Below are 12,126 nucleotides of genomic sequence, written 5' to 3'. Positions count from 1 at the left end.
GTTGGTACCACCCCTTCCCATCCCGAACAGGACCGTGAAACGACTCCACGCCGATGATAGTGCGGATCTCCCGTGTGAAAGTAGGTAATCGTCAGGCTCTTCATGCAGCAACAAAAACCCCACCCCCAAACCAGGTGGGGTTTTTGCGTTTCTGCGGCATTGGGCTGATACGCCAGATTCGATCAGCCGTGCATGCCTTGATCGCGCGATAAAATCAGCAAAACATTGCGCAGCCGATTGCCATTCGAGTTCCCATGCTACGTTTAAGCGAAATCAAGCTTCCGCTCGATCATCCCGATTCGACCATCGAGCCTGCGGTCATCGCACGCCTTGTAGAAATCGGCGTGACGTCAAGCGAACTCGTGCGCTTCCATGTCTTTCGCCGCGCGCACGATGCACGCAAGCGCGCCGACATCAAGCTTACGTACATCATCGATGTGGAGTTGGCAGATGAAGCGTCGGTGCTCGCGCGACTAAAGGCTCGGCCGCATCCGCATGTCGGCATTACGCCGGATATGGCTTACCACTTCGTGGCCAAGGCGCCTGAAGCATCGAGCCAGCTTCGCCCCGTCGTCATCGGCATGGGGCCGTGTGGGCTGTTTGCCGGGCTAATTCTCGCGCAAATGGGTTTTCGCCCGATCATCCTCGAGCGTGGAAAAGCCGTGCGCGAGCGGACGAAAGACACTTGGGGTCTGTGGCGCCGAAACGAACTCAATCCGGAGTCCAATGTGCAGTTCGGCGAAGGCGGCGCCGGCACCTTCTCCGACGGCAAGCTCTACAGTCAAATCAAGGATCCGAAGCACTACGGCCGCAAAGTCCTCGACGAGTTCGTCAAAGCGGGCGCGCCTGAAGACATCCTGTATTTGAGCCGGCCGCATATCGGCACGTTTCGACTGGTCAGCATGGTCGAAAAGATGCGCGCGAATATTCATCAACTCGGCGGCGAAGTACGATTCGAGCAGCGCGTCGAGGATATCGACATCGACGATGGCAAAGTGCGCGGTCTACGTCTGTCGAGCGGAGAAACGCTGCGTTGCGATCACGTTGTGCTTGCCGTCGGACATAGCGCGCGCGATACCTTCCAGATGTTGCACGATCGCGGCGTTTTCATGGAGGCGAAGCCGTTTTCGCTCGGGTTTCGTATCGAGCATCCGCAGGGCATTATCGATCGGAGCCGTTTCGGCAAATTCGCCGGTCACGAACGGCTTGGCGCCGCGGACTATAAAGTCGTCCACCATTGCAGCAACGGCCGCGCTGTCTACAGCTTTTGCATGTGTCCTGGCGGAACGGTTGTCGCGGCGACGTCGGAGCCCGGCCGAGTCGTGACCAATGGCATGAGCCAGTACTCGCGCGCCGAACGTAATGCGAACGCGGGCATCGTCGTCGGCATCACGCCGGAAGATTATCCGGGCGGTCCACTCGCGGGCATCGCCTTCCAGCGCATGTGGGAAGAGCGTGCGTTCGAACTGGGCGGCGGCGATTACAGCGCGCCTGCACAGCTTGTGGGCGACTTCATCGCGAGGCGCGCTTCGACATCGCTTGGATCGGTCGTGCCTTCGTACACGCCAGGCGTCAAGCCGACCGATCTCAGCACAGCGTTGCCCGATTATGTGATCGAAGCCATCCGAGAAGCACTGCCTGAGCTCGATAAGAAGATCCCCGGCTTCGCGATGCACGACGCCGTTCTCACTGGCGTCGAGACGCGCACGTCGTCGCCGCTGCGGGTGCGCCGCAATAATGACGATTACCAAAGCGTCAATGTCGAAGGCTTGTATCCGGCGGGCGAGGGCGCGGGTTATGCGGGCGGGATCTATTCAGCGGCGATCGACGGAATCGAAGTCGCGGAGGCCGTCGCGTTGAGGATGATGGCGGAACATGAGGCGGCCGTCCGGTAACGTCGCGACTCATTTGCTGTCCATGCAAACGTCGAAGAGACATAACCACCGCCCATTGCCTCTAAAACGAAAAAGGGCGCATCGTCACCGTTGCGCCCTTTCGTCCGCATCCAAAGAACCTCAAGTAACCACGCCCACCTGCCAGGGCACGAACTCACTCTGCCCATACCCGTGCAGTTCGCTCTTCGATGCCACGCCCGACGCGCAATCCAGCATCATCTGAAAAATCTGGTCGCCGAGTTGCCCAATGCTCGCCGTTCCATCGATCACGCCGCCGCAGTTGATATCCATATCCTCTTCCTGCCGCTCCCAGAGCGCGGTGTTCGTCGCGAGCTTGAGCGATGGCGAAGGCGCGCAGCCGTAAGCCGAACCACGTCCGGTCGTGAAGCAGATGAGATTCGCGCCCGAAGCAACCTGACCCGTTGCAGACATCGGATCGTAGCCGGGTGAATCCATGAACACGAAGCCCTTGGCGTCGACGCGCTGCGCGTACTCATAAACCTCGACGAGATTGGTCGTGCCGCCCTTGGCCACCGCGCCAAGCGACTTTTCGAGAATCGTGGTCAGCCCGCCGACCTTGTTGCCCGCCGATGGATTGTTGTCCATCGCCGCACCGTTGCGCGCGCAATAGTCCTCCCACCACTTGATACGCGTCAGCAGTTTCTCGCCGACTTCACGGCTGACCGCGCGCCGCGTCAGCAAATGTTCCGCGCCATACACTTCCGGCGTCTCGGAGAGAATCGCCGTGCCGCCATGCGCGACGAGTTTGTCGACGGCCGCGCCGAGCGCCGGATTCGCCGAAATGCCCGAGTAGCCATCCGACCCGCCGCATTGCAAACCGACGATCAGATGGGACGCCGGCACCGGCTCGCGCTTGACGCGATTCGCTTCCGTGAGCATCTCCTTGACCAATGCGATGCCGTGCTCGATCGTCTTTCTCGTCCCGCCGCTGTCCTGAATCGTAAAGCTGCGCAGACGCTCGCCGTCTTTCAGTCCGCTTGCTTCGAGCACGCCGGAAATCTGATTGGTCTCGCATCCCAGGCCGACGAAAAGCACCGAATAGAAATTCGGATGCACCGCGTATCCGGCCAGCGTGCGACGCAAGATGGCAAGGCCATCGCCCTGCATGTCGATGCCGCATCCCAAGCCATGTGTGAGCGCAATCACGCCGTCGACGTTCGGGTAGTCCGCCAGCGCTTCCGGATGAACGTCGCGCCGAAAGTGATCAGCAATCGCGCGCGCGACGGTCGCCGAGCAATTGACGCTCGTCAGCACGCCGACGAAATTGCGCGTCGCCACGCGGCCGTCGTCGCGGCGAATGCCCATGAACGTCGCAGGTTCATCGACGAAAGGCGTCGGATGCTTGTCGATGCCGAACTCGTGCTCGCGCGCGAACTCGGCCATCGACAGATTTTGCGTATGGACATGCTGGCCGCGTGCGATGGCGTCCTTCGCCACGCCGATGATCTGGTTGTAGCGCTTGACGGGCTCGCCCGCGGCGATGGCGCGCGTCGCGATCTTGTGGCCCGGCGGAATCAGGCCTATGACGACGAGATCCTCCGACGCGATGCGCGCGCCGGAGAGCAGCTGACGTGTCGCGATGACGACATCGTCTTTGGGATGCAGCCGGATGACCGCATGGTCGGTGGATGTGGTGGACATGATGTTTTCTTAGATCGTGGAGGGAGCGCGCTTGTTGGCGAGGGCTTCCGTTTCGGCGCGGTTGAGCGGTTCGATCTTGCCGACAATTACAAGATAGCTGAACGCGCCGAGAAAGCAGAAGCCGCCTGCAACACACAGCGGAATGGTGAACGAGCCTTTCGTCATTTCGACCATGACGCCCGTGAACGTCGTGATGACGATACCCGCCAGATTCGACGCGAAGTTCTGAATGCCACCGATGGACGCGACGTGTCCCGGCGTCGGTGCAACATCGCCCGGCAGCGACCAGATGCTGGCCGCGGCGAACGCGAGGCTGCCGTACGCAACGCCGAAAAAGCCGAGCATCAGATAGATGTTCGTGGTGAACGCCGAAAGCGTGATGACCGACGACAGCAGCATGCCGCCGACCATGCAGGTCTTGCGCGCCGCCGTGAGGCTCCAGCCGCGCTTGAAGAGCGAGTCGGACACGACGCCGCCGAGCCAGCCGCCGGGGATCGACATCAGCGCCGGAATCATGCCGAGCGTGCCGAGCGACTTGAGCGAGAAGCCATGCGTCTGCACGAGATAGCTCGGGAACCAGGTGATGAAGAAATAGATCACGAAGTTCAGGCAGAAAAAGCCGAGCATCATGCCCCACAGCGTGCGGTACTTGAAGAGCGAGCCCCACGAGACCTTGTTCTTCGGCGCGACCGGTTGCGGCGGGACATCCACGGGACCGGTGAGGTCGCCGAGCGACTTATTACGGTAAATGAGGAACCAGCCCAAGATCCACACCGCGCCGAGTGCGCCAGTAATGACGAACGACGCTTCCCAGCCCACCGAGCTGATGATGAGCGCAACGACGGGAATCGACAGCGCGGAACCGACACGCGAGCCGCTATCGAAGATGCTGGTGGCAAACGCGCGCTGCTGCGGCTTGAACCACTGCGCGACGAGCTTCGCGCACGACGGATACGCACCCGCTTCGCCGACGCCCAGCATCAGCCGGCAGCCGAACATGCCCGCGACGCTCGTCGCGGTGGCGGTGAGCGCCGTGAACACCGACCACCAGCCCACCGCAAGCGGCAGTGCGATTCGCGCGCCCACGCGGTCAACGAACCAACCGAAAGGCATCTGCATGAGCGCGTAGGTCCAGAAGAAGCCGCTCAGGATGAAGCCCATTTCCGCCGGCCCGATGCCGAGCGCCTTCTCAATCTGCGGTGCAGCCACGGCCAGATTCGCGCGATCGATGTAATTGATCGCGATGGCCAGAAAGGCCAGAAATATCACTACCCAACGCATTTTGCGCATCGTTTGTCTCCTCGGGATGATGGCATTTCATTTCTGCCGGCCCGAACCGCCATGCCGACGCGGTGAGCCGTGATTCAAAAACGGTGTGACGGGAGTCCGCGTTCTTTGGCGGATCTCAATGCGCGTTCAATGCATCGCGCAGGCGCTTTTGTTCGATATCGAGTTCGAGTTCGGCGGCGAAATCGATCACAGGTTGAAAACGCCGCGCTTTCTTCTCGTCGTGATTGCGCGCGATATCCGCGAGCTTGTGCACGAGAAACGGGTTCTCGAAGCGGTCGCGCACGCTCGCGAGGTAGTCGCTTGCCACGTCGCCCTTGCCGAGTGCGACAAACACCGGCAGCACTTCGTCGCGCCAGGTGGCTTCGAGCGGCTCGCGGTACGCGGAATCGCGCATCGCGTCGAGCACGGTCATGTCGGGCGCGCCGCCGCGCGTGCGCCAGATTTCCGCGAGCATCGTGTGGCCGAGGTTGAGCAGCAGCAGTTTCAGGCGCTCGTAGTGCGCGAGGTCGTCGGTGACGACGATGTCTTCGTGTTCGCACGGCAAGGTCATGCCCGCTTGCCGCTCGATTGCCCACAACGCGTAAGGCTCGGCAATCGCGCCGACCGGCAGGATCGGCTCCGACACGATGCGGTCCACGAGCGAATTCACCCAGACGCAATCGTTCGACAAGTAAGCGATGAACGCGTCGTCCGCATTCCATTTGCGCGCCAAGTCGAGCACGAGGTCGCGCAAGGTGTCGCCGTTACGCGAGACGAGTTCGCACGGCAACAGCGTGATCGGCGCTGCGCTCGCCTTGAAGCGTGCGTGCAGCAGCACGGCGAGCTTGGCCGCGAATCCGCGCGGCGTACGCGCGCCATCGAGCAGGTCGGCCGTGTCTTCGTCGAAAAGGGCGTAACCCGTGTCGGCCGTGTTCGAGACGATCACCTTCACGTCGCGTTCCATGCGTTTTAGCAACAGGGGCCAGTCGTCGTTTGCGTGCAGCGCTTCGGTGATCGAATCGCATTCGATGGTGGTGTCGACGGTCGCGTCGCGCTCGCGTCCGCGAATGCGTACCGGATAGCGGCCCGTGGCGCGCAGCGCATCGACGCGCGCGCGGCTGTCGGGACTCGACGTGGTCTGCACGACGGTGATCTTGCCGAGCGCTTTCGCAGGATCGCGCCGCGCGGCTTCGGCCACGAAGAAGTCGACGTGCGCTTGCAGAAAACGGCTCGTGCCGAACTGGAGAATCGGATTGGTCATGTCGGGCGGCTATCGCGCCATCGCTCGATGCGACGGCGAAGTACATGGGGTTTTGTCGTTGGGAACGGTTCCAGACAGCCGTAAAAAATATGGCCCATCTGGCCTTACCGAAATGCATACTAGTGGCTTGAATTGGAATTGGTCAAGCCACTTGTAAGCGTATGAAAACCGTCGAACGCGCTTCGTACGGTGCGTCAACCCTTCCGCTGATTACAATCCACGTTTTCCCCGAGACATGCAGGAGTGTGCACGTGAGTGTCAAACCAGTCGAAACGCGTCGCCTCTACCTTCAGATCGCCGACAAACTGCGCGCTCTGATCGAACAGCAGGACTTTGCGCCGAACGGCCGGTTGCCCTCCGAGCGCGAACTCGCGCAGACGTTGGGCGTGTCGCGGCCTTCGGTGCGCGAGGCGCTGGTTGCGCTGGAACTGGAAGGGCGAGTCGAGATTCGCATGGGCTCGGGCGTCTATATCTGCGCGACGCCCGTGGCGAAGCCGCCCGCCACCGAGGCGGAACTGGGCGAGAGCCCGATCGAGATCATGAATGCGCGCAGCGTGATCGAAGGCGCGATTGCCGCGAATGTCGCGCCGTTTGCCAAGCCAAAGGCATTGAAGACGCTACGCGCCGTCTACGAGACCATGGCGCGCGAAGTCGAAGCGGGACAAGTGCCGATGAGCGCCGACCGCGCGTTTCACGTTGCGATCGCGCAGATGTCGGGCAACGACGTGCTGGTCAGGACAGTGGGCAGTCTCTATGACGAACGGCATAGTCCGCTGTCATCCACGTTACGCGGACATTTCGAGGGGGAGGAAACCTGGGCGGCCGCGCTTGGCGAACATCTCGAGATTCTCGAGGCGCTCGAAGCGCGGGACGCGGTGCAGGCTCAAGCCGCGATGCAGCGGCACATGCGCAAGTCGGCCGAGCGTCTGATGACACGGCGCAAAGGCTGAAACCGGCGCGCCTTCAAAGACGAACCGGTTCTCTCGAAAGTTAGCCCGCGTTAGCCGGGATACGCTTCATCGACCTTCAGGCCAGCCAGCTTGAAGATCACGCGCAGTGTCTGCGGCGCGATCTCGCGGCGCGAGGCGAGCGTGGTCAGGACGAAGTCCATCACCTTGGCGTACTTCAGCATGGTCAGACACGATTCGATATCCGTGGAGCCGTCGCGCATCGATTCGGCGAGACGCAGCATCTCCACCGAAATCTCTCGAGCCATTTCGAGTTCGAGTTGTTGCTTCTCGCTCCAGGCGGGCATCGTGGTCAGCGCCGCGAGCATCTCCTGAAACTGCTTTTCTGCTTTCTTGTCGGGGATCGCGTCCATCGCCGTCCTCTCCATGTTCATGGCGCCGGCGAGTCGCAATCGCCGCGCTGAGTGTTAGGTGTTACGTAACGAAAGCCGCTCGCGGGTGACGACGCGTACTGCGTTGTCGAGGCGTGGCTTTGCTACCTGCTTGTTGCTCTTCCTTGCTGCATTGGCGCGCCGGGCTTCTTCCCCACGCTGTGCATCGTCCCGGCCAGATCCGCATACCGGACAATGCACGAAGTGTTCCAAGCGTTTTCTAGCCGTCTTGCATCGCCGGTCGGCTTGGGCGGGACAAGAGCGTCTTCGCGCTTTTGGGTAAACTTCTCCTTTCGAGTCGGCAGAACCAGCGGTTAGCGCACATTCGGCGCAAACTAGCCTCGTTTTTTAATTACCACGTCACTTTCACGATGGCCAAGAAGTCCTCCGCGTCGGCTCCGGGCACCCCCGACCCCACTACGAAGCACGAAATCCGTCCAGGTCAGTCGATCGAACTGCTGAAGGAACTTCATATCCTCACGCGCGACGGCAAGATGAATCAGGACAGCCGCCGCAAACTGAAACAGGTCTATCACCTCTATCAGTTCATCGAACCGCTGCTTGCCGACGTTCACGAACGCCAGGGTTCGGTGTCGCTTGTCGACCATGGCGCGGGGAAGTCTTACCTTGGGTTTATTCTCTACGATCTGTTCTTCAAGACTCTGCGCGATCGGTCACACATCTACGGTATTGAGACGCGTGAGGATCTTGTTCAAAAATCGGAGGAATTGGCGAAGCGGCTGGATTTCGAGGGAATGTCGTTTCTGAATCTGTCGGTGGCCGAATCGATTGAATCGAATCTGCTGCCGGATTCCATCGATATCGTGACCGCGCTGCACGCCTGCAATACCGCGACGGACGACGCCATCCAGTTCGCTCTGCAGAAGAACGCGAAGTACATCGTCGTGGTGCCGTGTTGTCAGGCGGAAGTCGCGTCAGTGCTGCGCAAGAACAAGGGGCATGCGCTGTCGAAGAACGTGCTGACGGAGATGTGGCGGCATCCGCTGCATACGCGCGAATTCGGCAGCCAGATTACGAATGTACTGCGCTGCCTGCAGCTCGAATCGCACGGATATCAGGTCAGCGTGACGGAACTCGTAGGCTGGGAACATTCGATGAAAAACGAGCTCATCATCGCTCAGTTCAAGGACTTGCCGCGCGCCCGGCCCGCGCAACGGCTGTCGGATGTGCTCGAAACGCTCGGGCTGGACGAGTTGCGCGAGCGCTTCTTCGCGCACTGATCAGTCACTTTTCATCCACGCCGCGAAACCTTCGTGGCCGAGGCGACGCAGCGTTTCCATGTTGCGTTCGTAGATTTCGGCGGCGTCGGGAAAGGCATCCACTGCGCGGTCGATGCTCGCTTCGCGCAGCAAATGAAAGATGGGATACGGCGCCCGATTCGTATAGTTCTCGATGTCGTCGGGCTCGCTGCCTTCGAATCGATATTGCGGATGAAAGCTCGCGATCTGCAGTTCTCCGGCAAGGCCCATGTCGTTCAACAAGCGGTCGGCGAAGAACAGCGCGTCGTTGTAATCGGTGAAGTGCGCAAAGGCGTGCGGCGTGATGAAAAGCGTCGTGTCGATGTCTTTTGCATCGCTTTCGCGCAAAAGGCGCAGTTCGTCCGCGAGTTCCGCGACGACATCTTCCACGCCGCGCGCGTCGCTCACGACATAGCGAATCTGTCCCTTCACATGCACGCTCTTGGCAAAAGGACACAGGTTCAAGCCGATGACAGCGCGGGTGAGCCAGTGGCGCGTGGCCGCGATCACTTCTTCTTCGCGGGTGCTACGGTCGTTCATGGTGCATCCTGATAAGCGGCTTGCAGGCCGCGTCGATCAAAGTGCGCGCAATGCGAGGCGCCGCGCGCATCGGCCCCGAACCGGGACCGTAAGTCTGGCTCGTCGCGTAGACGCCATCGACGAGCAACGCCAGCGATTCTGCCAGTTCGACGGGATCAGCGGCGCCCGCAGCAACCGAAATCTCGGTGAGCCGCGTGATCAGATAGTGCTTGTTGCGCTCGACGGATTGCCGCGCGGGATGCGCTGGATCGCCGAATTCGCACGCGATGTTGAGAAACGGACAGCCGCGATAATCCGGCGCCGACGCGCGCCCGACGAGATCCTCGAGCGATTGAACGAGTTGCTCGGCCGGCGCGCCCGGATGCTTCTCGACGCTTGCCTCGAAGCGCTTGCGGAATCTTTCGTCCATGCGCTGCAGATACGCGGTGACGAGTTCGTCTTTCGAAGCGAAGCGCCGGTACAGGCTCATCTTGTTGACGCCCGCGCGTTCGACGACGGCATCGACGCCAATCGCGCGGATGCCATCGCGATAAAACAGTTCCTGCGCGGCATCGAGCAATTGTTCCCGAGCCTGCACGCCGTCGGTTCGCACACTGCGGCGAGCAGGGGTTTTCGGCTGGTCGGCGGGAGTTCGTGTCACAGTCGCATCCTTGAATATTGCTTGGGTCTTGACATGTTACCGATCGGTAACTAAGCTCGCAACTCTGATGTGACAGGTCGGTAACGTCACGGCGCGTAAAACACGAAATTCACGGAACGGAGCAGCGATGAATTGGGTAGCGAGACGGCTTGGCGGCCGCGTGCATTATGGCTGGATCGCAGTGGGCGTCGTTTTCCTGGTGTTGCTGGCGGCGGCCGGCACGCGCGCGACGCCGAGCGTGATGATGTTGCCGCTCGAAAAACAGTTCGGCTGGTCGCGCGGAACCATTTCGCTCGCCATCTCGATCAACCTTGCGCTTTACGGCCTGACCGGACCGTTCGCCGCTGCCGCCATGCAGCGCTTCGGCGTGCGTCCGACCTTGCTCGCCGCGCTTGCGACCTTGGCCGCGGGCGTCGGCCTCTCCTCGATGATGACCGCGCCCTGGCAGATGATCGTGATCTGGGGCGTGATGGTCGGCGGCTCTACGGGCGTTGCGGCGCTCACGCTTTCGGCGACGGTGGTGAATCGCTGGTTCACGACGCATCGCGGGCTTGCAATGGGCATTCTCACCGCTAGTTCGGCGACCGGGCAGCTCGTGTTTCTGCCGTTTCTCGCGGCGTTGTCGGAGCATCACGGCTGGCGGCCGGTGGTTTTCGTCGTGGCTATAGCAGCCGCAGTCGTCGTGCCGCTCGTCGCGTGGCTGCTGCCGGAGCGTCCGTCGGATGTCGCGCTGCGACCCGTCGGCGAAAGCCCGGACGCGCCGCCCGCCGTCATTCCGCCGCCGAAAAATCCGATCAAGGTCGCATTCGGCACGCTCGGCATGGCGAGCAAGACGCGCGATTTTTGGCTGTTGTTCTTCAGCTTTTTCGTGTGCGGCGCGAGCACGAACGGTTATGTCGGCACGCATCTGATCGCGATGTGCTCCGACTACGGCATGACGCAGGTGCAAGGCGCGACCTTGCTCGCGGCGATGGGCATTTTCGATTTGTTCGGCACGACGCTTTCCGGATGGCTTTCGGATCGCTTCAACGCGCGCTTGCTGCTGTTTTGGTACTACGGCCTGCGCGGGTTGTCGTTGATCTATCTGCCGTATGCGTTTGGCATCGACTTCTTCGGCTTGCCGCTTTTCGCGGTGTTTTACGGGCTCGACTGGATCGCAACCGTGCCGCCGACGGTGCGCCTCGCCACCGATGTCTACGGCAAGGAGTCGGCGCCGATCGTCTTCGGCTGGATCGTGGCGGGGCACCAGCTCGGCGCGGCGTTCGCGGCGCTGGGCGGCGGCATGCTGCGGTCGAGCCTCGGCAGCTACACCGTGGCGACGATGATCTCCGGCGGTCTTTGCCTCGTCGCAGCCGTTACGGTGCTGCGGATCAATCGCGCGGGGCGGTCGATGGGCGTCGCCGCCACTTGAGCACTTTTGCGGACGTGTGAGTCCGTGACTTATCCTTGTCGTTCGATACCTGAACGGCGCGCATTGGGCCGATGCGCGCCGTTTGCCCTTTTGAGGGCGGCGCGAGGCAACGGTGCTGTATTGAAGTGGTAGCGTTGTGCGGTTGACTGCTGCAAACCGTTATCGTGATGGGCAGGCCTCGCTTCTTCCAATCGCTGAAGGATTTCAATGATGACCGCCAAACCCGCCGCAACCGAAGTCGATATCCACGAACTACTCGCAGGCCGCTGGAGCCCGCGCGCGTTCGCCGACGCGCCGCTGAGCCGCGAGCATCTGCATAGCCTGCTCGAAGCGGCGCGCTGGGCGCCTTCATCGAGCAATTTGCAGCCTTGGCGTTTCATCGCGTTCGATCGGCATCGCGACGAAGCCGCGTTCCAGCGCGCGTTCGAAACGCTCGCGCCGTCCAATCGGACATGGAATGTTCGCGTGCCCGTGCTGGTCTGCGTGACTGCGTCGACGCTCACGCCGAAGGGCGATGTCAGCCGCACCGCGCTCTACGACACCGGCGCGGCCGCGATGGCGCTCGTGCTCCAGGCACACGCTCTCGGGCTCGCGACGCATCAGATGGGCGGCTTCGATCGCGACGCGTTCCGCGCGGCGTTCGAGATTCCGCCGGAGGTGGAGATCATCGCGATGATCGCAATCGGTCATCACGGCGACGCGAATCTTCTCGACGACGCGCTTCGCGAACGCGAGGCCGCGCCGCGAGCACGCAAGGCGCTGGGCGAGACCTCGTTCGACGGCGCGTGGGGAAAGGGTTTCGAGTAAATCCAGGTTTACGCGGCGCGGGTGCGCTTAAATGCGGATGTGT

Annotated in this window: 11 protein-coding genes; 5 read left to right on the top strand and 6 right to left on the bottom strand. The window is 61.6% G+C overall.

The genetic code is table 11. The features are described from left to right. The first annotated feature begins 254 nt into the window (after positions 1 to 254). Entirely contained in the window at positions 255 to 1,895 is a 1,641-nt protein-coding gene (locus QCE79_RS12685) for an NAD(P)/FAD-dependent oxidoreductase (protein ID WP_309844541.1), read from the top strand. A gap of 120 nt (positions 1,896 to 2,015) precedes the next feature. Here the strand turns inward: QCE79_RS12685 and QCE79_RS12680 are convergent, their stop codons facing one another. The 3 genes from QCE79_RS12680 to QCE79_RS12670 all read right to left on the bottom strand — a co-directional run bounded on the left by QCE79_RS12680 (position 2,016) and on the right by QCE79_RS12670 (position 6,087). Beyond that, positions 2,016 to 3,557 carry an altronate dehydratase family protein gene (locus tag QCE79_RS12680; protein ID WP_309844538.1) on the bottom strand — a complete coding sequence of 514 codons (1,542 nt, stop codon included), beginning with the start codon at positions 3,555 to 3,557 and terminating at the stop codon, positions 2,016 to 2,018. A 9-nt stretch (positions 3,558 to 3,566) separates the two neighbouring features. Further along, positions 3,567 to 4,847 carry an MFS transporter gene (locus QCE79_RS12675; RefSeq protein ID WP_309844535.1) on the bottom strand — a complete coding sequence of 427 codons (1,281 nt, stop codon included), beginning with the start codon at positions 4,845 to 4,847 and terminating at the stop codon, positions 3,567 to 3,569. A 115-nt stretch (positions 4,848 to 4,962) separates the two neighbouring features. Further along, entirely contained in the window at positions 4,963 to 6,087 is a 1,125-nt protein-coding gene (locus tag QCE79_RS12670) for a mannitol dehydrogenase family protein (RefSeq protein WP_309844532.1), read from the bottom strand. A gap of 251 nt (positions 6,088 to 6,338) precedes the next feature. Between QCE79_RS12670 and QCE79_RS12665 the strand changes: the two genes are divergently transcribed. Then, positions 6,339 to 7,037, top strand: coding sequence for a FadR/GntR family transcriptional regulator (locus QCE79_RS12665; RefSeq protein WP_250465782.1), 699 nt, complete (start codon positions 6,339 to 6,341; stop codon positions 7,035 to 7,037). A gap of 50 nt (positions 7,038 to 7,087) precedes the next feature. On the opposite strand, the gene QCE79_RS12660 is transcribed toward QCE79_RS12665, so the two are convergent. Further along, positions 7,088 to 7,408, bottom strand: a complete 321-nt coding sequence (locus QCE79_RS12660; protein ID WP_244826352.1) for a DNA-binding protein — start codon at positions 7,406 to 7,408, stop codon at positions 7,088 to 7,090. A 389-nt stretch (positions 7,409 to 7,797) separates the two neighbouring features. On the opposite strand from QCE79_RS12660, the gene QCE79_RS12655 reads away from it, so the two are divergent. Next, positions 7,798 to 8,667 carry an SAM-dependent methyltransferase gene (locus tag QCE79_RS12655; RefSeq protein WP_309844526.1) on the top strand — a complete coding sequence of 290 codons (870 nt, stop codon included), beginning with the start codon at positions 7,798 to 7,800 and terminating at the stop codon, positions 8,665 to 8,667. Here QCE79_RS12655 and QCE79_RS12650 read toward each other — a convergent pair whose 3' ends face one another. Next, positions 8,668 to 9,225 (bottom strand): DUF1415 domain-containing protein, encoded by a 558-nt coding sequence (locus tag QCE79_RS12650; protein ID WP_309844524.1) that lies wholly within the window; start codon positions 9,223 to 9,225, stop codon positions 8,668 to 8,670. Next, positions 9,212 to 9,865: a TetR/AcrR family transcriptional regulator gene (locus QCE79_RS12645; RefSeq protein WP_404989348.1), complete on the bottom strand. Its 654-nt coding sequence runs from the start codon at positions 9,863 to 9,865 to the stop codon at positions 9,212 to 9,214. Before QCE79_RS12645 ends, QCE79_RS12650 begins: the two co-directional genes overlap by 14 nt. A 127-nt stretch (positions 9,866 to 9,992) precedes the next feature. Between QCE79_RS12645 and QCE79_RS12640 the strand changes: the two genes are divergently transcribed. Together QCE79_RS12640 and QCE79_RS12635 are read left to right on the top strand one after the other, a co-directional pair. Next, positions 9,993 to 11,276 (top strand): MFS transporter, encoded by a 1,284-nt coding sequence (locus QCE79_RS12640; RefSeq protein WP_250509544.1) that lies wholly within the window; start codon positions 9,993 to 9,995, stop codon positions 11,274 to 11,276. Between the two features lie 210 nt (positions 11,277 to 11,486). Beyond that, on the top strand, positions 11,487 to 12,083 hold the full coding sequence (locus QCE79_RS12635; RefSeq protein WP_309845303.1) for a nitroreductase family protein: 597 nt from the start codon (positions 11,487 to 11,489) through the stop codon (positions 12,081 to 12,083). Positions 12,084 to 12,126: the final 43 nt, after the last annotated feature.

The organism is Caballeronia sp. LZ003 (genome assembly GCF_031451465.1).
In the GTDB taxonomy this organism is placed as follows: Bacteria; Pseudomonadota; Gammaproteobacteria; order Burkholderiales; family Burkholderiaceae; genus Caballeronia.
This window is presented reverse-complemented; position numbering and strand designations above follow the sequence as displayed.